Below are 22,423 nucleotides of genomic sequence, written 5' to 3'. Positions count from 1 at the left end.
CTCTGCGCGATCAGGGCAAGCCAGCCAAGCTGGCCCTGATCGCGGTGGCGCGCCGCATCCTCATCACCGCCAACGCGGTCCTGAAGACCAAAACGCCCTACCAAAGCCAAAACACCCCTTGACCTGCAAGACAGTCGCCGGATCGCATTCCGCTGTCGCTCCACGTGCCCGGGAAAGGGTGGGCGTTCCATCCCGAACCGCCCCCTGTCCCGGAGAGGTGGAGCGCAGCGGAACCTGATCCGGGATCCAGCGCATGACGCGCCGCGCAGCGGCACCATGCCTCTGCCAGCTTCAGGCGATGAGCAAAGGCTGCAGTTCGCGCATGTCGGCCACCGCCTCCAGGGCGTTGACCCGCGCGATCAGCCGATCGGCCTTATCCGGCCCGAGCACCGGCGCCATCAGGTCGCGCGCCTTGGCGTTCACCGCCTCGGTGCTCAACGGGTTCTCCTTGGTGCCGGGCGGATGCCGCGTGTGGTGCTCGACGGTCCGGCCGTCCGCCAGCGTGATCGTCACGATCGCGCCGCGGGGGGCGGCCGGGTCCATCAGGGCCGGATCGCCCGCGACGTCCACCTTGGCGCGCTCCGCCATGATCGCGGGATCGTGCATCAGGCCGGCATCGTGGCTGTCGGCGAAGGAGACCGCGCCTTTCACCAGCGCCAAAGCCACGAGGTGCTGGCAGCTCACATCCGGCATGGCGCTCGACCCGACGATGCCGACCGCATCGGTCGGCAGCTTCACCAGGATGTGGCGCACGGAATCCGGCGTCAGGCCGTACTGCCGGCGCAGCGTCAGCGTCGCGTCCAGCGGCGACTGGATCGGGTAGCCGACCGAGTAGGTCTTGATCGCCGTCTCGGTGACGAAGAAGCGGCTGCCCAGTCCGTCCAGCATCGCGTCCGGTTTCGGCGCGGTCGAGAGGGCGTTCAGCAGGTTGTGGCGCCCGTCGAGCACGTCGGCGACGCCGGTCAGCCCCGCCTCGACCATGCCGACCGCCGTGACGCCGTTGCGCGCGCCCATGCCGGCGAAGTCGAAGGCCTTCTCGACATGGTCGTGATCGCGCACCCAGCTCCACAGGCCGGAGACCTGCTGGGCCGCGTAGGAGAGCGCGAAGCGCATGCCGCGCTCGTCGAGGCGCGCCAGCGATGCGGCCGACCCGAGCGCCCCGAAGGTGGAGCTGGTGCCCTCGGCGCTGCGGTGCGTGCCGCGCACGTGGTCGGGCCCGAGCGCCAGCAGCAGGCGGCAGCAGAGGTCGTAGCCCAACGCCACGGCCCGGACGCATTCGACGCCGGAACGGCCGTGCAGCTCGGCGAGCGCCAGGGCCGCCGGCACGGTGGCGCAGCCGGGATGGGCCTTGGTGACCGGCTCGAAATCGTCGGTCTCGTCGGCATGGGCGCACATGGCGTTGGCGAGCGCGGCGTTGACCGTGGTGGTCCGGAAGCCGGAGGCGACAAGTCCCGCCTGCTCGGTCCCGCCGAGACCTTTGACGTAAGTCAGCGCCATCGCGCCCGGCCGCATCCGCGCGCCCGACACCATGGCGGCGAGGCTGTCGAGGATGCGGTGCTTGCAGGCGATCAGCACCTCCGGCGGCAGATCTTGCGCCCGGGCGGACGCCATGTAGCGGGCGAGCCGGCCGGTCACGTCGCCCTCCCCGGCCAGGGCCGGCCGTGGCCGGGTGAGGGCCAGGGCGCCTGCGCCCTGGATGAGGCGGCGCCGGGTCGGCGCGCTCACGCGGCGGCCCGCAGGCGGGCGAAGCCGGCGTCGAGGTCGGCCTTGAGGTCGGCGACGTCCTCGAGCCCGATATGGAAGCGCAGGGCCGGGCCGCCGGGGGACCACTTGGTGGCGGTCCGATAGCCCGCGCAGTCGAACGGGATCACGAGGCTCTCGAACCCCCCCCAGGAGAACCCCATCCCGAACAGCTCCAGACCATCGAGCATCGCGGCCACGGCCGCCTCCGGCACGGGCTTCAGGATCACCCCGAACAGCCCGGAGGCGCCCGAAAAATCGCGCTTCCAGATCGCGTGGCCCGGATCCTCCGGCAGGCCGGGATGGAGCACGCGCAACACCTCGGGCCGGGCCTGGAACCAGCGGGCCATCTCCAGCCCGGCGCGGCCGTGCTCGCGCAGCCGGAGGTTCATGGTGCGCATGCCCCGGAGCGCCAGGAAGATGTCCTCGGCGCCCGCGCACATGGCGAAATGGTCGAAGGTGCGCCGCACCGCCGGGAAGTACCGCGCGTTGGCGGAGGTCAGGCCGATCAGCAGATCCGAGCCGCCGCTCAGGTACTTGGTGCCGGCCTCGACCGCGATGTCGACCCCCCGCGCGTGCGGCGGGAACAGCAGCGGCGTCGCCCAGGTGTTGTCCATGATCACGCAGGTGTCCCGGTCATGCGCGACCGCCGCGATGGCCGGGATGTCCTGCATCTCGAAACTCTGCGAGCCGGGCGCCTCGACCAGAATTGCCTTCGTGTTCGGCCGCATCAGGCCGGCGATGCCGGCCCCGATGGTCGGATCGTAGTAGGTGACGTCCACGCCGAACCGGGTCAGCACCCCGTCGCAGAACTGGCGGGTCGGCCGATAGGCGGAGTCGGTGACGAGGAGATGGTCCCCCGCCGAGACCGCGGCCATCAGCGCGACGGTCAGCGCGGCGAGCCCCGAGGGCATCACGACGGTACCGGCGGCGCCGGCGAGTTCCGTCCAGGCGCTCGTCAGCGCGTCCATGGTGGGCGTCGCTGAGGTGCCGTAATTGTAGCGCCCGCGCCGGTGCTTGATGGCGTCGTAGGTCGGGTAGAGCACCGTCGAGCCGCGATAGATCGGCGTGTTGACGAAGCCGTGCTGCTCCCCCGGATCCCGGCCAGCATGGACGAGGCGCGTCGCGGGCGCGAACGTGTTTTGCGATTCGGGCGAGGGCTTCAGGGACATCGGGACTCGTGGACCGGGCTGCGCTGCACCGCACGAAGCGCCGCCCGCCCGGCGAGGTCAAGCGGAGGGGATGGTCGCGGCGCCTCGAACGCGTCCGTTTCCCGGGGTCAAGGCTTTTCCGGCGTATCGGTGACGGCGGCCTCGTCGTAGGCTTCCATCCAGGCCGTGCGGTCCTCGGATCCCTCCGGGTAGGGGCACTCGCTCTTTGGCTTGCCGTAAAGCCGGGCATTGCGCCCCTGGATGAACGGGCTGTCGCTCGCAGTGGCCTGGGCGTTCGTCAATATCGGCTCCCGAAGACTGGGGTGGGGCTTCGTTAACGGCCGCGCGCCTATTCTGTTGCCGTCTCATGGCGCGTCCCGGGTCATCGCTTGCGTATCCTGCGTTCCCTCATCGGCGGCGTCCTCGTCCTCGCCTCCACGGCGATGATCGTGTTCGTCAGCGCCGACCGGCTCGCGCATCAGGTGCCGGCGCCCGTGGTCCGTGCCGCCCAGGCCGAGCCCTCCGCCACGGGCTCGCTGCCCGCGCCCCTCAAGGCGGCGCCGACGCCGAAGCCGGCCGCGCCGGCGATCCCGAACGGGTTCGACACCGAGCGTCTCCATGCGCTGATGCGCGGCGACCCGATCCTGCCGGGGCGCTGAGAGCAACCAGGATCGCGCTCATCCAGATCTGGACCTCATCCTGAGGCGCCGGAGCGAAGCGGAGGCCTCGAAGGAGACCTCCAGAGGGCGCGCGATCCCTGGAGCCCTCCTTCGGGGCGGCTGCGCCGCACCGCAGGATGAGGGGATTGGGTGGGATCAGGCTGGAGGTCCTACCGCGCCGTCCGGAACACCTGCAGGTCGAGGTCCCGCACCTTCTTGCGCAGGGTGTTGCGGTTGACCCCCAGCAGCTCCGCCGCGCGGATCTGGTTGCCCCGGGTGGCGGCGAGCGCCGCGCCGATCAGCGGGCCCTCGATCTCCCGCAGGATCCGGTGATAGAGCCCCGGCGGCGGCAGCGTATCCCGGTAGCCGGAAAAATAATCCGACAGGTGCCGTTCCACCGCGCTCGACAGGCTCTCCGATTCCCCGCCGGCCTTGCGGGCCGCCCCGTTGGCGGCCTGGGCTGCGGGGGGCGCCAGCGGCAGGGTGTCGAGTTCGGCCTCGATCACCGGGCCGGTGATCGTGTCCTGCGGGTAGAGGGCGGCGAGCCGCCGCACGAGGTTCTCCAACTCGCGAACGTTGCCCGGCCAGCGATAGCGCTTCAGGCGCTCCATGGCGTCGCCGTCGAGCGACTTCCGGGTCAGGCCCTCGCGCTCCACCAGGACGAAGAAGTGGCGGACGAGGTCCGGCACGTCCTCGGACCGCTCGCGCAGGGCCGGCAGCCGCAGCGGCACGACGTTCAGCCGGAAGAACAGGTCCTCGCGAAAAATGCCCTGCTGGATCGAGATCCGCAGGTCCTTGTTGGTCGCCGCGATGATCCGGACGTTCGTCTTGATCGGCACCCGGCCGCCGACCGTGGTGTACTCGCCCTGCTGGAGCACACGCAGCAGACGGGTCTGCGCCTCCATGGGCATGTCGCCGATCTCGTCGAGGAACAGGGTCCCGCCCTCGGCCTGCTCGAACCGGCCGGCCGAGCGCTGGAGCGCGCCGGTGAAGGCGCCCTTCTCGTGGCCGAACAGCTCGGACTCGATCAGGTCGCGCGGGATCGCCGCCATGTTGACCGGCACGAACGGGCCGGTGCGGCGGCGGCCGTAATCGTGCAGCGCCCGGGCGACCAGCTCCTTGCCGGTGCCGGATTCACCCGTGATCATCACGGTGAGGTCGGTCGGCATCAGCCGGGCGAGCGCCCGGTAGATCTCCTGCATGGCCGGCGAGCGGCCGACCAGCGGGATGTCCTCGTTCTCGGGCGGCGCCCCAGACGGCGCGGCCCCGCGCGGCCGCGACAGCGCCCGGCCCACGATGGCGATCAGCTCCTTCAGGTCGAAGGGTTTCGGCAGGTACTCGTAGGCGCCGCGCTCCGAGGCGCGGATCGCCGTCATGAAGGTGTTCTGCGCGCTCATCACGATGATCGGCAGCTCCGGCCGCACCCGCTTGATGCGGGGCAGCAGGTCGAACACGTTCTCGTCGGGCATGACGACGTCGGTGATGACGAGGTCGCCCTCCCCCTGCGCGACCCAGCGCCAGAGGGTCGCGCAATTGCCCGTCGAGCGGACCTCGTAGCCCGCCCGGGACAGCGCTTGGTTGAGCACGGTGCGGATGGCGGCGTCGTCGTCGGCGACGATGATGTGGCCGTTGGGCATGACTCTCTACTCAGACCTCCGACGGGGGCCGGATGGGGGAAGACAACATCACGGATCGACCGCCGATTCGCGCCCGTCCCGGGCACTCGACATCGGCAGGAGGATGCGGAACGTCGTGCGGCGGGGGGCGGGATCGCACTCGACGATCCCTCCGTGATCGCCGACGATCTTGGCCACCAATGCAAGACCGAGGCCGGAGCCCTGCGCCTTGGTGGTCACGAACGGATCGAACAGGTCCTGCAGCAATTCGGCCGCGATGCCGGGGCCGTTGTCGCGCACCGCCACCTCGATCGGCAGGCTGACCCGCTCGCGCGAGCCCGGCACCTGCAGGCGCAGGCCGGTGCGGAAGGCCGTCGACAGGGTGATCTCGCCCTCGACCGCGTCCGGACCGATCGCCTCGGCGGCGTTCTTCACGAGGTTGAGGATCACCTGAATGAGCTGATCGCGGCTGCCGAGCACCGGCGGCAGCGACGGATCGTAGGTCTCGACGAAGCGGATGTGGCGGGCGAAGCCCGACTGGGCCGAGCGTTTCACTTGGTCGAGCACCCCGTGGACGTTGACGGCGCCGCGCTCGGCCGGGCGCTCGTCGCCGAACAGCTCCATGCGCTCGACGATGCGCACGATCCGGTCGGATTCGTCGCAGATCAGGCGGGTGAGCAGCCGATCCTCCTCGGCGCCGGTGCTCTCCAGGAGCTGCGCGGCGCCGCGGATGCCGGCGAGCGGGTTCTTGATCTCGTGCGCCAGCATGGCGCCGAGCGCCACCATCGAGCGGGCTGCCCCGCGATGGGTGAGCTGCCGGTTCATCTTGTCGGCGATGGTACGCTCCTGCAGCATCATCACGACGGCGTCGCCGTCGTCGCCGAGCGGTGTTGCGAACACGTCGACGCTGCGCTCCAGCCCGAGCCGGGGCTGGGTCAGCTCCACCCGGTACTCGCTGACGCTGGCCCGGCGGCGGCGCACCTCGGCCACCAGGGCGATGATCGGCGAGGCGAACGGGATGATGTCGCGCAGCCGGCGGCGCTGCATCAGCCGGGCGGAATAGTCGAAGAACGCCTCCGCGGCGTGGTTGCAGTTGAGGATCCGCTCGTCGCCGCCGATGGTGAGCACCGGCAGCGGCAGGGCGTTGAGCACGGCCTCGGAGGCCGTGTCGCGCCGTGCGCCGGGATCCTGCGGGATCAATTCGTCGCTCACGCGGCCTCCCGCACCGTGTCGGCCGATCCCGCAAAGGCCCGGGCCAGCAGGGATAGGGCGACCTCCGGATCGGTGGTGGTCAGGAGCGCTGCCCGCTCGGCCGGCTCGAGCGCCCCGCCGGTCTCGGCATAAGCGGCGAGGTGTTTTCGCGCGTGGCGCACGCCCATCTGGCGGCCGTAGAGCGCCAAGAGGCCGGCATAATGCTCGGCGGCGAGCGTGGCCTGCTCGGCCCGTGACGGTTCCGGGACCGGACGGCCGGCGAGCGCTGCCGCGACCTGCCCCGCAAGCCAGGGGCGGCCGGTCGCCGCCCGGCCGATCATCACTCCCGCGGCCCCGGAAGCCTTGAGGCAGGCTCGGGCGCTGGCGAGGTCGGTGACGTCGCCGTTGGCGATCACCGGGATCGACACCGCCTCCGCCACCCTGCGGATCGCCGCCCAGTCGGCCTGGCCGGTGTAGAATTGCTGCCGGGTCCGCCCGTGGACCGCGACGGCGTTGAGCCCCAACCGTTCCGCGCGACCCGCGAGGTCGGCGGCGTTGCGGCTCGCCTCGTCCCAGCCGAGGCGCATCTTGACGGTCACCGGCACCGACACGGCGTGCCGGACCGCGGCGAGAAGCCGCTCGGCGTGGTCGAGGTCGCGCATCAGGGCCGAGCCCGAGGCGATGCCGGTCACGATCTTCGCCGGGCAGCCCATGTTCACGTCGATCACGTGGGCGCCGCCGGCTTCCGCGAGGCGTGCGGCCTCCGCCATCGGACCGGCCTCGCAGCCTGCGAGCTGCACCACGTGGAGATCGACGCCCGCGCCCTCCGCGCGCAGCACAGCCTCGCCGGATCCGCGGGTGAGCTCCCGCGCCGCCACCATCTCGGAGATCACCGCATCGGCGCCGCAGCGGCGGGCGATCCGGCGCATGTGCAGGTCGGTGACGCCGGACAGGGGCGCCAGCAGGCAGAGCGGCGCGGGCTGTGCCCCGCCCTCCGCCGACCGTCCCCCGCGCAGCGCGCTCAAATAATGATCAGTCGCCATTCTGCACAACAATGAGGCAAACCTGGTCCGCTGGCAAGCGGGGCCGCGCGTTGATTTCGGGCCCTCCCCCGCTTAAACGACGGGCCTGCTCACCGGCAGGGCACCCGCGGCACGGCTGGTCCGCGTGCCGGCCGCGCTCCTGACCCCAGATCCCATGAGTTCACTGCCCATGTCCGCCACCGGCACGCCTGCCACCGGATCCGCGCCTGCGGGCTCCGGCGTCGCCGCCGTGGTGGTGGCGGCCGGCCGCGGCATCCGCATCGGCGGCGGCACGCCGAAGCAGTACCGGCGCGTGGGCGGTCAGGCGGTCCTCACCCGCACGCTCGCGGCACTGGCTGCGCAGGACGCCATCGACCGCATCCAGCCGGTGATCGCCGCCGATGCGGCCGATTTCTTCCAGACCTGCCTGGACGAACTCGATGCCGGCCTTCGTGAAAAGATCGCCGAGCCGGTCGAGGGCGGCGCCACGCGCCAGCTCTCCGTCCGGGCCGGGCTCGAAGCGCTGGCGGCCGCTGCGCCCGAGATCGTGCTGGTCCATGACGCCGCCCGACCCTACGTCGACGCCCCGCTGATCGCCCGGGCGATCGCGGCGGGGCGCGACCACGGCGCGGCCGTGCCGGGCGTGCCGGTGACCGACACGGTCAAGCGCGTGGTCGACATCGCGCCTGGCATCGGCCGGGTGCACGAGACCCCGCCGCGCGAGCACCTGCGCGCCGTCCAGACGCCCCAGGCCTTCGCCTTCAGCCCGCTGCTCGGCGCCCATCGCGACGCCGCCGCGCAGGGGCTCGAGGGGTTCACCGATGACGGTGCGCTCGCCGAATGGGCGGGCCTGCCGGTGGTAGTATTCTCGGGCGATGTCGCCAACCGCAAGATCACCCAGCCCGCCGACCTGATCGAGGCCGACCGCGCCTTCGCGGCCGGCACCGCCGAAACCCCCGCGCCGGGAGCCCGCGCCATGACCAGCTACGTCACCCGTCTCGGCACGGGCTTCGACGTCCACGCCTTCACCGCCGGCGACCATGTCTGGCTCGGCGGCGTGAAGATCCCGGCCGACCGCGGCGTGCTGGCCCATTCCGACGGCGACGTGGCGCTCCACGCGCTGACCGACGCCCTCCTGGGCTGCATCGCGGACGGCGATATCGGCACCCACTTCCCGCCCTCCGACGAGCGCTGGCGCGGGGCGTCGTCGGACCAGTTCCTGGCCCATGCCTGCGGGCTGGTCAGCGCCCGGGGCGGCCGGATCGACCACCTCGACATCACGGTGCTGGCCGAGGCGCCGCGCATCGGCCAGCACCGGGAGGCGATCCGGGCCCGTATCGCGGCGATTGCCGGCGTGCCGCTCAGCGCGGTCTCCATCAAGGCGACGACCACGGAAAAGCTCGGCTTCGTCGGCCGGGCCGAGGGGCTCGCCGCCCAGGCTGCCGCGACGGTGCGGCTGCCCGAGGCGGATGAGCCCGTCTGAGGCGAGAACTCGAAGTCCCGGTTTCGAAAGGGCTGAGCCCTTTGGGAACCTGGGATACAGGCTCAGCTCGCCCGCAGCAGCAGCGCGATCGCAGAAACGCCGACAACCGCCAGCGTCAGCAGGATGCCGCCGCCCCGGCAGGCGAACTGGCGCGGGGAGTTCGGGGCTGCGAACATCCCGATCGGGTGCAGGATCCGGGCGACCAGCAGGGCGACCAGCATACCTTGAACCAGCCCGTGGCTGCCGCCGCCGGCTTCCAGCAATCCGATCAGGATCAGCGCCAGCGGCACGTACTCGATGAAATTGGCGTGCGAGCGGATCCGCTTGAGCACCGCTCCGTCCCCGCCGTCACCGAACAGCACGTTCTCGGAGACGCGCGCCCCGATCACCCATCCCGACAGGCCCAGATAGACGAGGGCGAGCAGCCCGGCGAAGAAGGCCGTCGTGGCGGGGAAGATCATGGACGCGGCGTCTCCGGGCGAAGGCCGTTCGTCCTTGAGTGGAGACCGGCTCTGGTTCACACCACGAGATAGGGCGCGGCCGCCCGAAGGGAGCCTGCTCGCGATGATCGACGACACGGAGCTTCTGGCCCGCGCCGAGGCGCTGGTGGCGGCCTACGCGAAGGCCGGCCGCAGCCTCGCCACGGCCGAATCCTGCACCGGCGGTCTCGTGGCCGGCCTGCTCACCGCGGTGCCGGGCTCGTCGGCGGTGGTGGAGCGCGGGTTCGTCACCTACTCGAACGCCGCCAAGGCCGAGGCGATCGGCGTGCCGATGGACCTGATCCGCCAGCACGGCGCGGTCAGCGCGCCGGTGGCGCGGGCCATGGCCGCCGGCGCGCTCGCCGCCTCGCGGGCCGATGTGGCGGTGGCGATCACCGGCATCGCCGGCCCCGGCGGCGGCAGTGCGGAGAAGCCGGTCGGGCTCGTGCATTTCGGCCTCGCCGTGCGGGACGGCGGCGTGCGCCACCTGGAGCGGGGTTACGGCGATCGCGGGCGCGCGGGTATCCGCCGGGCCGCCGTCGCCGACGCGATCGGCCTCCTGGAGGAGGCCCTTCGCGACTGAGGGAGGGACGGCCATGGCTACGGTGACCACCCGCCTCTGCGTCGTCGGCGGCGGCCCCGCCGGGATGATGGCCGGCCTGCTGTTCGCGCGCGCCGGGATCGAGACGGTCGTTCTGGAGAAGCACGCGGATTTCCTGCGCGACTTCCGCGGCGACACGATCCATCCCTCCACCCTCGACCTGATGGACGAGCTGGGCTTCACCGCGCGCTTCCGCGCCCTGCCCCAGCGGCGCGTCGAGAGCTTTTCCGGGGTCGTCGACGGGCGCAACTACCGGGTCGCGGACTTCAGCCGGCTGCCGACCCGCAACCGCTTCCTCTCCTTCATGCCGCAATGGGATTTTCTGGACTTTTTGGCGGGCGAGGCCGGGCGCAACCCGTCCTTCCGGCTGATCCGCCGTACGGAGGCCCAGGAGCTGATCGCGGCTGACGGCCAAGTTGCGGGCGTGCGCGCCCAGGGGCCGGAGGGTCCCGTCGAGATCCGCTCCCACCTCGTGCTGTGCGCGGACGGGCGCCATTCCCGGATGCGGGATTGCGCCGGCTTCACGCCCCGGGCCTTCGGCGCGCCGATCGACGTGCTGTGGTTCCGCCTGCCCCGCCGGGACGGCGACCCGGAGGCGGCAGCCGGGCGCTTCGGGCCGGGACGCATCCTGATCACCCTCGACCGGGGCGATGCCTGGCAATGCGCCTACGTGGTGCCGAAGGGCGGCGACGCGGCGCTGCGGGCGAAGGGCCTGCCGGCCTTCCGAAACGCGGTGGCCGAGATCGCCCCGTTCCTCTCCGACCGCACCGCGGAGATCGCCGACTGGGACGCCGTCAAGCTCCTCACCGTCACGGTCGACCGGCTGACGCGCTGGTACCGGCCGGGTCTGCTGTGCATCGGCGACGCGGCCCATGCCATGTCGCCGGTGGGCGGTGTCGGGATCAACCTCGCGATCCAGGATGCGGTGGCGGCGGCCAATATCCTCGCCGGGCCGCTGCGGGCGGGACCCGTCGCCGAGGCCGGCCTCGCCCGGGTGCAGGCCCGGCGGATGTTTGCGGTGCGGACCACGCAGGCGCTGCAGCGGGTGATCCAATCCCGGGTGATCGCCGCCTCGCTCAAGGCCGACGCGCCGTTGCGCGCGCCGCTGGCGCTGCGGATCCTCGATGCCGTGCCGATGCTACAGGTCCTGCCGGCGCGGTTGATCGGGATGGGGGTGCGGCCGGAGCACTTGCGCGTGCCGACGCAGGCATGACACCGTCTTCGCGAGCAGCCCTCAGCCCGGTGATCCCAACCCGCATTCCCTCATCCTGAGGTGCCCGCGTCAGCGGGCCTCGAAGGAGGGCTCCAGGGATCGCGCGGCCCGCTGGAGGGCTCCTTCGAGGCCTCCGCTTCGCTCCGGCACCTCAGGATGAGGGGGGTGGATTGGATTGCCGTCTGTGGGGACCGGCCCATCTCCGCACCGCGTCGCTGCACGACGACCCGCCGCTATGCCCGCGCCCCGTACATCCGATCCGCCCGCCCCTCGAAGGCGTCGGTGAACTTGCGGAAGGCCCGGTCGAACATCGTGCCCATCAGGAGCCCGAGCGTGCGGCTCTTGAACTCGTAGGTGATGAAGAAGTCGATCGCGCAGCCGCCGTTCGGGCCGTCCTTGAACAGCCAGCGGTTCTCCAGGTGCCGGAACGGGCCGTCGATATACTCGGCCACGATCTTGCGATTCCCCGGATCGAGGCTCACCCGGGTGGTGAAGCGCTCGCGGATCGCCTTGTAGCCCACGCCCATCTCGGCAATCAGCACCTGCCCGCCCTCTGCCATATCCTGGCGGCGGATCACCCGCAGGGATTCGCAGAGCGGCAGGAACTCGGGGTAGCGCTCCACGTCGGCGACGAGGTCGTACATCTGCTGCGGCGAATGCTTCACCGTGCGGGTGACCCGGAAGGACGGCATTGGGTTCGGATTTCCTCAGGCCGAGAGCGCGGGCGCCAGTTTCGCCAGACGCGCAGCCTGCAAACGCGCGAAATCCTCGCCCGCATGGTGCGACGAACGCGTCAGGGGCGTGGCCGAGACCAGCAGGAAGCCCTTGGCGTAGGCGGTGGTCTCGTAGGCCTTGAACTCGTCGGGCGGCACGAAGCGCACGACCTCGTGGTGCTTCTTCGACGGCTGAAGGTACTGGCCGATGGTGAGGAAATCGACGTCGGCCGAGCGCAGGTCGTCCATGAGCTGGAGCACCTCGTTCCGCTCCTCGCCCAGCCCGACCATGATGCCGGACTTGGTGAAGATCGCCGGGTCGAGCTCCTTCACCCGCTGCAGCAGGCGCACCGAGTGGAAGTAGCGGGCGCCAGGGCGCACCGTCAGGTACTTGGCCGGTACGGTCTCGAGGTTGTGGTTGAACACGTCGGGTTTGGCGGCGACCACGACCTCCAATGCGCCGTCCTTGCGCAGGAAGTCGGGGGTGAGGATCTCCACGGTGGTGCCGGGGCTCGCCCGGCGGATCGCCGCGATGGTCCGGGAAAAATGCTCGGCGCCGCCGTCCTTCAGGTCGTCGCGGTCGACCGAGGTGATGACCACGTGGTGCAGGCCGAGCTTGGCGACCGAGTCGGCAATTTTCTCCGGTTCGTGCAGATCCAGGGCATCGGGCAGGCCGGTGCGCACGTTGCAGAAGGCGCAGGCCCGCGTGCAGGTGTCGCCCATGATCATGAAGGTGGCGTGCCGCTTCTCCCAGCATTCGCCGATATTCGGGCAGCCGGCCTCCTCGCAGACCGTGACGAGGCCGTGCTCGCGCACGATCTTCTGGGTCTCGGTCCAGGCCCTGGAGCCCGGCGCCTTCACGCGGATCCAGTCCGGCTTCCTGGCCTGGACGGGCTGATCGGGCCGGTGCGCCTTCTCGGGATGGCGCAGGCGCGGCGCACGCGGATCGTTCTTCAGGATGTCGAGGACGACGGCCATGGGTCGGGGGCTGCCACACCGCGGGGAAGCGCCCGGGGGCGCGGTCGTGATCGTCCTGACTTAAGCCGTCAGGCCCCCCGCCGCAAACCGCCGCGACGCAGGGACGCCCCGCGGCGGTTGAGGGTCCGGCGGTTCCGTCAGATCCCGAGCGCACGCACGAACAGTCCGGCGAGCGCCGCTCCGACCACGGGACCGGCCACCGGGATCAGCGCGTAGCCCCAGTCCGAGGAGCCCTTGCCGGTGATCGGCAGCACCGCGTGGGCGATGCGCGGGCCGAGGTCGCGGGCGGGGTTGATGGCGTAGCCGGTGGTGCCGCCGAGCGACAGGCCGATGCCCCAGACCAGCATGCCGACCATGTAGGGCGCGACACCCCGCGGGATCGCGCCGCTCGCCCCCAGCGTGTTGGTCACGAGGGCCGAGATCGTCAGGATCAGGAAGAAGGTCGCGATGATCTCGGAGATCCAGTTGGATTTCGCGTCGCGGATCGCCGGGCCGGTGCAGAAGCAGGCGAGCTTGAGATCCTGCTCCGGCGTCGCGGCCCAGTGCGGCAGGTATTGGAGCCAGACGATGACCGCCCCCGCGAAGGCGCCGAGCATCTGGGCCGGGACGTAGACGGCGAGCTTGCTGAAATCGCCGGAACTGACCGCCCCCGCCACCGTCACGGCGGGGTTGAGATGCGCGTCCGGGCTGCCGGTGGCGTTCGCGACGAAGATGCCGGCGAGCACCGCGAAGGCCCAGCCGGCGGTGATGGCGATCCAGCCCGCGTTCTCGGCCTTGGATTTCTTGAGAAGGGCTCCGGCGACGATCCCGTCGCCCAGGACGATCAGCGTCATCGTGCCGAGGAACTCGCCCAGGAAGGGTGATGTCATGGTTATTCTCCCCCGTTTGTTGTTGCTTTTTGACGTTTTGGACCCGCGCCAACGCGCGAGGTCGTCTGGTCACGCACCGGCAACCGGCGCCGCGCCTCCCTCCCCCCGCAGAGGGGGGAGGGAGAACCGTGGCGGCGCTCCGCTCCTCACGCCTCCTCGGTCTTCCAGTCGAACGAGCGCTGCACCGCCCGGCCCCAGGCGGCGGCGATCTTTTCGCGTTGGCCGGCATCCATCTTCGGCGTCCAGCGCTTGTCGACCCCCCAGTTGCGCTTGAGGTCGTCGAGCCCCTTCCAGTAGCCGACCGCCAGACCCGCCGCGTAGGCGGCGCCGAGCGCGGTGGTCTCGGCCACCTTCGGGCGCACCACCGGCACGTCGAGCAGATCGGACTGGAACTGCATCAGCGTGGTGTTGGCCACCATGCCGCCGTCGGCGCGCAACTCCTTGACGGGAATGCCGGAATCCTTGGCCATCGCCTGAAGCACCTCGCGGGTCTGGAAGGCGGTCGCCTCCAGCACCGAGCGGGCGATGTGGCCCCGGTTGGCGTAGCGGGTCAGGCCGATGATCAGGCCGCGGGCGCCCTCGTTCCAGTGCGGCGCGTAGAGGCCCGAGAAGGCCGGCACGAAGTAGACCCCGCCATTGTCCTCGACCGTGGTGGCGAGCGTTTCGACCTCGGCGGAATCCTTGATCATGTGGAGGTTGTCGCGCAGCCACTGCACCAAGGCGCCCGTGATGGCGATCGAGCCCTCCAGTGCGTAGGCCGGCTTCTGGCCGTCGAGGCGGTAGGCCAGCGTCGTGACGAGGCCGGCCTTCGACGGGACCGGCTCGGCGCCGGTGTTCATCAGCGCGAAGCAGCCGGTGCCGTAGGTGTTCTTGGCCTCGCCGGGGGTGAAGCAGGTCTGGCCGAACAAAGCGGCCTGCTGGTCGCCCAGGATGCCGGCGATCGGCACGCCGGCGAACGGCGCCTTGGTCTCGCCGTAGACCTCGCTCGACGAGACGATTCTGGGCAGCATCGCCTTCGGGATGTCGAAGGTCGACAGCATACCGTCGTCCCACTCCAGCGTCTTGAGCGACATGAGCTGCGTGCGGCTGGCGTTGGTCACGTCGGTGACATGGAGGCCGCCCTCGGTGCCGCCGGTGAGGTTCCAGACGAGCCACGTGTCGATGTTGCCGAACAGCACATCGCCGGCCTCGGCCTTCTCCCGGGCGCCCGGAACGTGATCGAGCAGCCAGCGGAGCTTGAGGCCCGAGAAGTAGCTCGCCAGGGGCAGGCCGGTCAGGTCGCGGAACCGATCGCGGCCGGTGTCGCGGGCGAACTCGGCCACCAGCCGGTCGTTGCGGGTATCCTGCCAGACCAGGGCGTTGTGGAGCGGCTTGCCGGTCGTCCGGTCCCAGACGACTGTGGTCTCTCGCTGGTTGGTGATGCCGATTGCCGCCAGATCGGAGGGCTGGAGCCCACCCTTCTCGAGCGCCTCGCGCATCACGGCTTGCGTCTTCGTCCAGATCTCGGTGGCGTCGTGCTCGACATGGCCCGGGGCCGGGTAGATCTGCGCGTGCTCGGCCTGGGCCAGCGCGATCACGCTGCCTTCCCGGTCGAACACGATGAAGCGACTGCTGGTGGTGCCCTGGTCGATGGCCCCGACGTAACGGCTCATCGTTCCCTCCCTTGTTATGCCCGACCGGTCTTCGCCGGATCGGGGCCGAAACAATCAGGCCGCCTCGGCCCTGCGGTCGAGGTAGGCGGCAAGGCGCGCCGCGCTCTCCGGGCTCGTGCGCAGGCCGAGCTTGGAGCGGCGCCACAGGATATCCTCCGCGGTGACCGCCCATTCCTCGGTACGCAGGTAATCGACCTCAGCCGCCGTGAGCCCGCCGTCGAAGGCCTCGCCGAGATCGGCCATGGACCGGGCGGTCCCGACGATGTCGCGTGCCCGCGTTCCGTAGGCGCGGGCGAGGCGGCGGGCGGTCTCCTCCGGCAGGAACGGTTTTTCCGCCTTCAGCTTGGCCAGGAACTGGTCGAAGTCCGAATCCTTCATGGCGCCGCCGGGCAGGACGGCGTCGCCCGTCCAGGCCTTCTTGAGGTGCGGGAAATACGGCTTCAGCTTCTCCAGCGCGTGCTCGGCGAGCCGCCGGTAGGTGGTGATCTTGCCGCCGAAGACGGACAGCACGGCGGCTTGTCCCCCCTGGTCCTCCACGTCGAGGACGTAGTCGCGGGTCACCGCGGAGGCGTTCTCGGCCGCGTCGTCGTAGAGCGGGCGCACGCCCGAATAGCTCCAGACCACGTCGGCCGGGGTGATCGTGGTTTCGAACGAGCGGTTGATGCAGCCGCAGAGATAGTCGGTCTCCTCCGCGGAGATCGAGACCGGGCCGGGCTCGCCGTCATAGGGCACGTCGGTGGTGCCGATCAGCGTGAAGTCGCGCTCGTAGGGAATCGCGAAGATGATGCGCTTGTCGGGCTGCTGCAGGATGTAGGCCTGATCGCCCGCGAACAGGCGCTTGACCACGATGTGGCTGCCCTTGATCAGCCGCACCGCCGCCCGGCTGTTGATGCCGAGCGTGCCGCCGAGCGTCGCGCTGACCCAGGGGCCGGCGGCGTTGACCACCGCCTTCGCGCGGATGGTCCGCTCGGCCCCGACGCGCTCGTCGCGCAGGGTCGCGACCCAACCCTCAGCCGCCCGCCGGGCCGAGACGACGCCGGTGCGGGTCAGCACGGTGGCGCCGCGCTCGCGGGCATCCATGGCGTTGAGCACCACGAGGCGGCTGTCTTCGACCCAGCAGTCGGAATAGACGAAGCCGCGCGTCAGCCGCTTCCGCAGCGGCGCGCCGTAGGCGGAGCTGCGCAGGTCGACCCCGTGCGAGCCAGGCAGCGTGCGCAGGCGCGCGAGGTGATCGTAGAGGAAAAGGCCGAGCCGCAGCATCCAGGCCGGGCGCAGCCCCTCGTCGTGGGGCAGGACGAAGCGCAGGGGCCAGATCACGTGCGGGGCGAGCCGCAGCAGCCTCTCGCGCTCGGCCAGCGCCTCGCGCACGAGGCGGAACTCGTAATATTCGAGGTAGCGCAGGCCGCCGTGGATCAGCTTCGTCGAGGACGAGGAGGTGGAGCCGGCCAGATCCCCCCGCTCGGCCAGAAGGACCGACAGGCCGCGGCCGGCGGCGTCCCGGGCGATGCCGGTGCCGTTTATGCCGCCGCCGACGACCAGCAGATCGTAGGCGTCGGACGGCTCGCGCTGGCGCGTTGCTGCCGCCATGGGTCCTCCTCGCCCCGCCCTCGCGGCGGGTTGGAACTATATTGACCCGACCCAGCGCTTTCGCAAGCGAAAAATTTTTGTTCGTTAGGGTTCGTTGCTGGCATCGGCAACGGCCAGGCTGACACCCATCCGGTCGAGCAACGCGACGATCTCCGACGGTGGCGGCTGGTCGGTGAAGAAGGTGTCGATCTGATCGAGCCGCCCGACCTGCACCATCGGGCGCCGGGTAAACTTGGTGTGGTCCGCCACAAGGAAAGTCTTCCGGGCATGGGCCAGGATCGTCTGCGTCGCCCGCACCTCCTCGTAATCGTAGTCGAGGAGCGCGCCGTCGGCATCGATGCCGCTGACGCCGATCACCGCCACGTCAACCCGGAACTGGCTGAGCGTGTCGCAGGTGAGCTGGCCGAGCACGGCCCCGTCGCGGTTGCGCACGGTGCCGCCGGCCACAACGATGCGGAACTCGGTGGCCTCCGCCAGGGAATGCGCGACGTTCAGGTTGTTGGTGATGATGCTGAGATCGTCGTGCCGGGTCAGCTCGCGCGCGACCGCCTCGGGCGTCGTGCCGATATTGATGAAGACCGAGCAGTGCGACGGGATCCGGCTCGCCGCGAGCCGGCCGATCCGGGTCTTCTCCGGCAGCAGCGTTACCCGCCGATCGGCGTAGTCGATGTTCTCGACGCTCGACGGCAGGCCGCCGCCGCCGCGGTAGCGCTCCAGCCGGCCGTCCGCGCTCAGCTCGTTGAGATCGCGGCGGATCGTCTGGACGGTGACGCCGAACTGCGCCGCCAGCGCCTCGATCGTGACGAAGCCCCGCTGGCGCACCGCGGCCACGATGGCGCCGCGCCGCCCCTCGACGCCGGTCGCCTCAATCCTGTCCTCGGACCTCCGGTCGAGCGGTCGCGACATCGATCCTCCCCCCGCCGTCCCGACCTGCTTCCGCGCGTATCGGGGCGCATCGGATGTTCGTTTTCGAACATCACGTCACGGAATTCGTGCTGTTGCGAACCTGAACCGCCCGCGCCGATCCGGCAAGACCTGCAGGATTGCTGGGACGGACACCGGCGCTGTCGTTATTGTTCCGGCTGGCGCGCCCGGCCGCGCGGCGAGGCTTCGGGCACGAAAAAGGGTCTGCCACGGGCGCGGCAGACCCCTTGCACGGGTTCGGCCGCCGTGGGGCGGCGGACCCGCGTCGATCACATATGGTGATGCATCCGGCGGTGATGCCGCATCCGCTTGTGCTTCATCATGCGCTTGCGCATCATCGGACGTTCGGGAGCCGCAGCACCCCGCTCCATCGCCGCGCCCTCGCCGGCCCGCTCCATGCCGCCGCGCGGACCACCCGCCTGCGAGCCCGAATTGTTGTAGGGCGCGTTACCCTGGGCGTAGGCGGAGCCCGCGAGGAGCGTCAGCGACGCGGCGGCCAACAGAAGTTTCCTCATCGTCAATCCCTGGCGTAGACCGCGCAGTCAAGGCGCCGACCATCATAGATGCGGCGCTGCTGCGTCGGAAAATAAGCGGCTGAGCCAAGACTTGGTTCCCCATGCCGGTCCTCTCTGGCGCGGAGCGGCCGGGATGATTGCCGAACGTGTTAACTCGGCCTATTGCGCCGTCCATCCCGGTGGGGATTCAGACGAAAACGGGGGGAGCGGGCGGCCTTGGCCAGCAACGGGACGGCCTATCTCCTCCTCGACGTCGCCGGCACGCCCTGTGCGCTGCCGCGCGCTGCCGTGGCCGAGGTTCTGCCATTGGCGGACCTCCACGCACCCCCGGCCGCCGGAGGCTGGCTCACCGGTTTCCTCAATCTCGGCGGCACGCCGGTTCCCGTCATCGATCTCGCCTCCCTGCTCGGGGTCCGTGCGGCCCCATCTCCCGCCGGCCTCTACGCGCATCTCGTCCTCCTGCGGGGCGAGGCGGTCGCGTATTGCGTGGATCGGGCCGCCGATCTCGTCACCGTACCCGAAACCGCGATCCGGCCGGCCGGCGAGGCCGGGACGCTCAACGGCTGCGTGGCGGCCGAGCTCGTCCTTGGCGAGCGTCTCGTCCACGCGCTGGCGCCCCAGCGCCTGCTCACGGCGCAGGAGCGGGCCCGGGTCGCGGCACACGCCCGGGTCGCCGCCGAACGGCTCGCGGCTTTGCCCGAGCCCGCCTGATCCGCGATGCGCCGTCCGGGGCCTTCCCATCCCGATCCCGGGGCCGATCCCGCCTATGCGGCGCTGAAGGCGCGGATCATCGCGCGCACCGGCCACCACTACTATGCCGACAAGGACGACCTCCTGATCGAGCGGCTGCGCCGGCGGTTCCGCGACTCCGCGGCGGCCGATTGCGCGGCCTACGCGGTGCTCCTGTCGGACGGGTCGCAGGGCGAGGCCGAATGGGCGCGCCTGGAGGCCGAGATCACCGTCGGCGAGACGTTCTTCTTCCGCTACGCCGAGCAGTTCCAGGCCTTGCGCGCGGAAATCCTGCCGGCGCTGATCGCGGCCCGGGCCGACCGGCGCGCGCTGCGGATCTGGAGCGCTGGCTGCTCGACCGGGGCGGAGCCCTACTCCCTGGCGATCCTGGTGCGGGAGCTCCTCGGCGAGGCGCTGCCGGATTGGCGGGTCTCGATCCTCGGCACCGACATCAGCACCGAGGCGCTGGCCACGGCTCGGGCCGCGGAATACGGCCGCTGGGCCCTGCGCACGATGCCGCCGGAGGAGCGGCTGCGCTACTTCACCCGGCTGCCCCCCGCCCCCGGCCTCCGGCGGGAGGGCGGCTACGCCCTGCGCCCGGAATTCCGCGGGCTGGTCCGGTTCGAGCGCGGCAACCTGCTCACCCTCGCCGAGCCCGCCGCGCCGGCGGGCGAGGCGTTCGACCTGATCCTGTGCCGCAACGTGCTGATCTACTTCGACGCCCGGACGGTCGCCGCGGTGGTGCGCGGCCTCGGCCGAAGGCTGCGGCCGGACGGCTGGCTGCTCCTCGGCCATGCCGAGCCGAGCCCCGCCTTCGCGGGATTCCTCGATGCCGTCAGCCTGCCCGGGACGGTGGCCTACCGCGCGCGGCCCGAGGCGCCCGCCCTGGCCGTTCCTGCGGCGCCGCTGGCCATCGGCGGCGGCGTCTTTGCGGAGGCGACGGCTCCGGACGGCGCAGGGTCCAGTCCGATGGCGGCCGCCCCGATGGCGCCTGATGCGGCGGCGCCGGGCGTTGTCCCCGCGTCCGCCGCGGCACGCCACGCTCAGGCCAGCCTGCCGCCCACCCTGCCGGACGAGGCCGCATCCGAGATCGGCACGCAGATCGAGGCGTCCGACCGCGACCGCATCCGCACCCTCGCGGATGCCGGGGATACCGGGGCCGCCTGGCGGGCGCTGCGCCTCGCCCTCGACCGTGACCCCACCGACCCCGCCCTGCGCTTCTACGAGGGCCTCCTCGCCCGGGCGCTCGGCCGCGACGCGGAGGCCGAACGGGCGCTGCGTGCCGCCCTCTATCTCGACCGGGGCTTCGTGATGGCGCACTACCATCTCGGCCTGATGCTGATCGCCCTCGGCCGCCGGGACGAGGCGGCCCGCGCCCTCGACAACGCCGTCGCGCTGAGCCAAGCCCTGAGCGAAGCGCTGGGGCCGGAGACGGCCCTGCCCGAGGGCGACGGCGCGTCCGCCGCCGAGATCGCCGCCGGCGCGTCCGCAGCCCGCGCGGCGCTCGATCGCAGGAGTCCCTGATGGAGGCAGGTTCGGGCGTGCTGGAGAACCGCCCGCCGACGCGGCCCCGGACGGCGCGCGACCTCCGGGCCGAGCGCACCGCCGCGCTGGCCCGGCGCGACGTCGGCGCGTCGGCCTCCGAGGCCGGCCTCGATCACCTCGTCTGCGCCTGCGGCAGCGAGCGCTACGGCCTGCCGCTGACGGCGGTGGCGCAGGTCCTGCCGATGCGTCCCCTCACGCCCATGCCGGGTGCGGTGCCGGCGTTGATCGGCCTGATCGCGCTCTCGGGCCGGATCGTCGGCGTCGTCGGCCTCGCCCGGGCACTCGGACGGCCGGAACCCGCGGGCGAGACGGGTCATCTCGTGGTGCTGCGCGGATCGGCGGCTCCACAGTCCCTCGCCCTGGCGGTCGATCGGGTGCTGGGGATCGCCCCGGCGGCGACAGCCTCGGGCGCCGCGGATCCCGAGGGATTGGGCAACGCGGTCACTTCGGGCTATGCCCCCGCGGCGGCGGGCGCCGATCGCCCGGATTTCGTCATCGTCGATCTTCCCCGTCTCCTGCGCCGCGCCCTGCCCTAACCGGAGCCAGCCCCGACCGTGAACCTCTCGATCGGTAGACGCATCCTCCTCGGCTTCTTCGCCGTCACGGTGGTGATCGTGGCGCTGGGGCTCTACGCGCTGGAGCAGATCGGGGCGGTGCGCGACACGACCGACGCGATCGTGCGGCGCGACATGACGGTGCTGCGCCAGATCGACGATCTCGGCAACGAGGCCCGCGACCTCGGGCTCCTACGCCGCACCGCGGTGATCGCGCTGCTGACGCAGGCGCAGGGGCGGCCGGCGCGCACCGACGACACCGTGGCCGCCTGGCGCCAGACCGCCACGCAGATCGAGAACCGGCTCGCCACCACGATCCAGCTCGCCACCGAGTACCGTGCCTACTCGGCCACGGCCGAGCGCGTGGCGTCCTGGGACCGGATCGCCGCCGCGACCGCCGACGTACAGCGCGCCTTCCGCGAGGTCCGGAGCCTGGGCGAGGCGCAGTTCGCCGCCATCGCCAAGCAGGATGTCGCTGCCGTCGACGCGCGCAACGACGAGATCACCCGCCTCCAGGCCCCATTCCTGGAGGGGATCAAGAACCTCAGAACCCTGCTCGACGGCGGCATGGCGCTCGGCCAACGCGCCGCCCAGGAGGTCTACGACCGCTCGCGCCTCTCGATCTACCTGACGCTCGCCGCCGCGGTGGTGCTGGCGATCCTGGTCACGTGGCTGATCAGCCGCGCCGTGGTGCGTCCGCTGGAGACCGTCATGGCCTTTGTGGAGCGGGTCGGCGGCGGCGACCTGTCGGGTCAGCTCGCCGTGGGCGGCCGCGACGAGATCGGGCAACTCGCCAGTACCCTCAACACGATGGTGGCGGGTCTCTCGGACCTCGCCCGGACCAACCGGGCCGCCACCACCGACCTGAACGCCGCCGCGGCCGAGATCCGCGCCTCGGCGCAGGAGCAGGCGGCCTCGGTCGAGCAGCAATTCGCCGCCGTGCAGGAGACCGCCGCCACGGTCGACGAGATCACCCATTCCGGCGCGCAGATCAGCAAGCGCGCCACCGAGGTGATCACCACCGCCCAGGCCACGGCCCAGACCTCCCGCCAGGGCCTGCGCGCCGTCTCGGACACCGCCAAGGCCATGGACGCGATCCGCGAGCAGGCCGAGGCGGTGGCCGGCAACATCGTCAGCCTGTCGGAGAAGACCCAGACGATCGGCGACATCATCGAGACGGTCAACGACATCTCGGAGCGCAC

22 protein-coding genes are annotated in these 22,423 nt (G+C 71.3%); 8 read left to right on the top strand and 14 right to left on the bottom strand.

What is annotated here, in order from left to right; genetic code table 11:
* Positions 1-291: 291 nt before the first annotated feature.
* From MKK75_RS09335 to MKK75_RS09325, 3 genes are all read right to left on the bottom strand, one after another.
* Complete coding sequence (locus tag MKK75_RS09335) at positions 292-1,725, bottom strand: MmgE/PrpD family protein (RefSeq protein WP_244042310.1); 1,434 nt, start codon at positions 1,723-1,725, stop codon at positions 292-294.
* Positions 1,722-2,912: a cystathionine beta-lyase gene (gene metC / locus MKK75_RS09330; RefSeq protein WP_244042309.1), complete on the bottom strand. Its 1,191-nt coding sequence runs from the start codon at positions 2,910-2,912 to the stop codon at positions 1,722-1,724. Before metC ends, MKK75_RS09335 begins: the two co-directional genes overlap by 4 nt.
* 107 nt (positions 2,913-3,019) lie before the next feature.
* Positions 3,020-3,193 (bottom strand): Rmf/CrpP family protein, encoded by a 174-nt coding sequence (locus MKK75_RS09325; RefSeq protein WP_244042308.1) that lies wholly within the window; start codon positions 3,191-3,193, stop codon positions 3,020-3,022.
* 87 nt (positions 3,194-3,280) lie between these two features.
* Here MKK75_RS09325 and MKK75_RS09320 point away from each other — a divergent pair, with 87 nt between their 5' ends.
* Positions 3,281-3,550 (top strand): hypothetical protein, encoded by a 270-nt coding sequence (locus MKK75_RS09320; RefSeq protein ID WP_244042307.1) that lies wholly within the window; start codon positions 3,281-3,283, stop codon positions 3,548-3,550.
* Positions 3,551-3,720: 170 nt separating this feature from the next.
* Here the strand turns inward: MKK75_RS09320 and ntrC are convergent, their stop codons facing one another.
* From ntrC to dusB, 3 genes are read right to left on the bottom strand one after another with little or no spacing between them, the layout of a single operon-like run.
* Positions 3,721-5,187: a nitrogen regulation protein NR(I) gene (gene ntrC, locus MKK75_RS09315; protein ID WP_244042306.1), complete on the bottom strand. Its 1,467-nt coding sequence runs from the start codon at positions 5,185-5,187 to the stop codon at positions 3,721-3,723.
* A gap of 48 nt (positions 5,188-5,235) precedes the next feature.
* Positions 5,236-6,378, bottom strand: a complete 1,143-nt coding sequence (locus tag MKK75_RS09310; RefSeq protein ID WP_244042305.1) for a two-component system sensor histidine kinase NtrB — start codon at positions 6,376-6,378, stop codon at positions 5,236-5,238.
* A complete protein-coding gene (gene dusB, locus MKK75_RS09305) occupies positions 6,375-7,400 on the bottom strand; it encodes a tRNA dihydrouridine synthase DusB (RefSeq protein WP_244042304.1) in 1,026 nt (341 codons plus the stop codon). The genes MKK75_RS09310 and dusB overlap by 4 nt, the downstream gene beginning before the upstream one ends.
* Positions 7,401-7,569: 169 nt before the next feature.
* On the opposite strand from dusB, the gene MKK75_RS09300 reads away from it, so the two are divergent.
* Positions 7,570-8,862 carry a bifunctional 2-C-methyl-D-erythritol 4-phosphate cytidylyltransferase/2-C-methyl-D-erythritol 2,4-cyclodiphosphate synthase gene (locus tag MKK75_RS09300; protein ID WP_244042311.1) on the top strand — a complete coding sequence of 431 codons (1,293 nt, stop codon included), beginning with the start codon at positions 7,570-7,572 and terminating at the stop codon, positions 8,860-8,862.
* A gap of 62 nt (positions 8,863-8,924) precedes the next feature.
* On the opposite strand, the gene MKK75_RS09295 is transcribed toward MKK75_RS09300, so the two are convergent.
* Positions 8,925-9,323 carry an MAPEG family protein gene (locus MKK75_RS09295; RefSeq protein ID WP_244042303.1) on the bottom strand — a complete coding sequence of 133 codons (399 nt, stop codon included), beginning with the start codon at positions 9,321-9,323 and terminating at the stop codon, positions 8,925-8,927.
* A gap of 103 nt (positions 9,324-9,426) precedes the next feature.
* On the opposite strand from MKK75_RS09295, the gene MKK75_RS09290 reads away from it, so the two are divergent.
* Both MKK75_RS09290 and MKK75_RS09285 read left to right on the top strand, forming a co-directional pair.
* The gene (locus tag MKK75_RS09290) at positions 9,427-9,924 is read left to right on the top strand and encodes a CinA family protein (RefSeq protein ID WP_244042302.1); all 498 of its coding nucleotides are present in this window, start codon (positions 9,427-9,429) and stop codon (positions 9,922-9,924) included.
* Positions 9,925-9,937: 13 nt separating this feature from the next.
* Entirely contained in the window at positions 9,938-11,155 is a 1,218-nt protein-coding gene (locus tag MKK75_RS09285; protein WP_244042301.1) for an FAD-dependent oxidoreductase, read from the top strand.
* 233 nt (positions 11,156-11,388) lie between these two features.
* On the opposite strand, the gene MKK75_RS09280 is transcribed toward MKK75_RS09285, so the two are convergent.
* From MKK75_RS09280 to MKK75_RS09250, 7 genes are all read right to left on the bottom strand, one after another.
* Entirely contained in the window at positions 11,389-11,847 is a 459-nt protein-coding gene (locus MKK75_RS09280; protein WP_244042300.1) for a type II toxin-antitoxin system RatA family toxin, read from the bottom strand.
* Between the two features lie 15 nt (positions 11,848-11,862).
* A complete protein-coding gene (lipA, locus tag MKK75_RS09275; protein WP_244042299.1) occupies positions 11,863-12,846 on the bottom strand; it encodes a lipoyl synthase in 984 nt (327 codons plus the stop codon).
* A gap of 137 nt (positions 12,847-12,983) precedes the next feature.
* A complete protein-coding gene (locus tag MKK75_RS09270; protein WP_244042298.1) occupies positions 12,984-13,715 on the bottom strand; it encodes an MIP/aquaporin family protein in 732 nt (243 codons plus the stop codon).
* Positions 13,716-13,861: 146 nt separating this feature from the next.
* Positions 13,862-15,367, bottom strand: a complete 1,506-nt coding sequence (gene glpK, locus MKK75_RS09265) for a glycerol kinase GlpK (RefSeq protein ID WP_244042297.1) — start codon at positions 15,365-15,367, stop codon at positions 13,862-13,864.
* A 54-nt stretch (positions 15,368-15,421) separates the two neighbouring features.
* The gene (glpD, locus tag MKK75_RS09260) at positions 15,422-16,954 is read right to left on the bottom strand and encodes a glycerol-3-phosphate dehydrogenase (RefSeq protein WP_244042296.1); all 1,533 of its coding nucleotides are present in this window, start codon (positions 16,952-16,954) and stop codon (positions 15,422-15,424) included.
* Between the two features lie 84 nt (positions 16,955-17,038).
* Positions 17,039-17,860 carry a DeoR/GlpR family DNA-binding transcription regulator gene (locus MKK75_RS09255; RefSeq protein ID WP_244042295.1) on the bottom strand — a complete coding sequence of 274 codons (822 nt, stop codon included), beginning with the start codon at positions 17,858-17,860 and terminating at the stop codon, positions 17,039-17,041.
* A 287-nt stretch (positions 17,861-18,147) separates the two neighbouring features.
* Positions 18,148-18,393, bottom strand: a complete 246-nt coding sequence (locus tag MKK75_RS09250) for a hypothetical protein (RefSeq protein ID WP_244042294.1) — start codon at positions 18,391-18,393, stop codon at positions 18,148-18,150.
* A gap of 216 nt (positions 18,394-18,609) precedes the next feature.
* Between MKK75_RS09250 and MKK75_RS09245 the strand changes: the two genes are divergently transcribed.
* The 4 genes from MKK75_RS09245 to MKK75_RS09230 all read left to right on the top strand — a co-directional run.
* Complete coding sequence (locus tag MKK75_RS09245) at positions 18,610-19,104, top strand: chemotaxis protein CheW (protein ID WP_244042293.1); 495 nt, start codon at positions 18,610-18,612, stop codon at positions 19,102-19,104.
* A 6-nt stretch (positions 19,105-19,110) separates the two neighbouring features.
* Positions 19,111-20,646: a CheR family methyltransferase gene (locus MKK75_RS09240; RefSeq protein WP_244042292.1), complete on the top strand. Its 1,536-nt coding sequence runs from the start codon at positions 19,111-19,113 to the stop codon at positions 20,644-20,646.
* Entirely contained in the window at positions 20,646-21,203 is a 558-nt protein-coding gene (locus MKK75_RS09235; protein WP_244042291.1) for a chemotaxis protein CheW, read from the top strand. Before MKK75_RS09240 ends, MKK75_RS09235 begins: the two co-directional genes overlap by 1 nt.
* An 18-nt stretch (positions 21,204-21,221) precedes the next feature.
* Positions 21,222-22,423: methyl-accepting chemotaxis protein (locus MKK75_RS09230; protein ID WP_244042290.1), on the top strand; the 1,202-nt coding region annotated here is incomplete at its 3' end.

The organism is Methylobacterium sp. J-030 (assembly GCF_022829545.1).
GTDB lineage: Bacteria > Pseudomonadota > Alphaproteobacteria > Rhizobiales > Beijerinckiaceae > Methylobacterium.
Note: the sequence above shows the minus strand (reverse complement) of the source record. Positions and strands in the feature narration are given on the sequence as shown.

What these genes read in the sequence shown, in the direction of transcription:
- MKK75_RS09240 (WP_244042292.1), top strand. Translation starts at nt 19,111, where the DNA reads ATGCGCCGTCCGGGGCCTTCCCATCCCGATCCCGGGGCCGATCCCGCC.
- glpK (WP_244042297.1), bottom strand. Translation starts at nt 15,367, where the DNA reads ATGAGCCGTTACGTCGGGGCCATCGACCAGGGCACCACCAGCAGTCGC.
- MKK75_RS09250 (WP_244042294.1), bottom strand. Translation starts at nt 18,393, where the DNA reads ATGAGGAAACTTCTGTTGGCCGCCGCGTCGCTGACGCTCCTCGCGGGC.
- metC (WP_244042309.1), bottom strand. Translation starts at nt 2,912, where the DNA reads ATGTCCCTGAAGCCCTCGCCCGAATCGCAAAACACGTTCGCGCCCGCG.
- ntrC (WP_244042306.1), bottom strand. Translation starts at nt 5,187, where the DNA reads ATGCCCAACGGCCACATCATCGTCGCCGACGACGACGCCGCCATCCGC.
- dusB (WP_244042304.1), bottom strand. Translation starts at nt 7,400, where the DNA reads ATGGCGACTGATCATTATTTGAGCGCGCTGCGCGGGGGACGGTCGGCG.
- lipA (WP_244042299.1), bottom strand. Translation starts at nt 12,846, where the DNA reads ATGGCCGTCGTCCTCGACATCCTGAAGAACGATCCGCGTGCGCCGCGC.
- MKK75_RS09280 (WP_244042300.1), bottom strand. Translation starts at nt 11,847, where the DNA reads ATGCCGTCCTTCCGGGTCACCCGCACGGTGAAGCATTCGCCGCAGCAG.
- MKK75_RS09300 (WP_244042311.1), top strand. Translation starts at nt 7,570, where the DNA reads ATGTCCGCCACCGGCACGCCTGCCACCGGATCCGCGCCTGCGGGCTCC.
- MKK75_RS09255 (WP_244042295.1), bottom strand. Translation starts at nt 17,860, where the DNA reads ATGTCGCGACCGCTCGACCGGAGGTCCGAGGACAGGATTGAGGCGACC.
- MKK75_RS09285 (WP_244042301.1), top strand. Translation starts at nt 9,938, where the DNA reads ATGGCTACGGTGACCACCCGCCTCTGCGTCGTCGGCGGCGGCCCCGCC.
- MKK75_RS09290 (WP_244042302.1), top strand. Translation starts at nt 9,427, where the DNA reads ATGATCGACGACACGGAGCTTCTGGCCCGCGCCGAGGCGCTGGTGGCG.
- MKK75_RS09235 (WP_244042291.1), top strand. Translation starts at nt 20,646, where the DNA reads ATGGAGGCAGGTTCGGGCGTGCTGGAGAACCGCCCGCCGACGCGGCCC.
- MKK75_RS09295 (WP_244042303.1), bottom strand. Translation starts at nt 9,323, where the DNA reads ATGATCTTCCCCGCCACGACGGCCTTCTTCGCCGGGCTGCTCGCCCTC.
- glpD (WP_244042296.1), bottom strand. Translation starts at nt 16,954, where the DNA reads ATGGCGGCAGCAACGCGCCAGCGCGAGCCGTCCGACGCCTACGATCTG.
- MKK75_RS09270 (WP_244042298.1), bottom strand. Translation starts at nt 13,715, where the DNA reads ATGACATCACCCTTCCTGGGCGAGTTCCTCGGCACGATGACGCTGATC.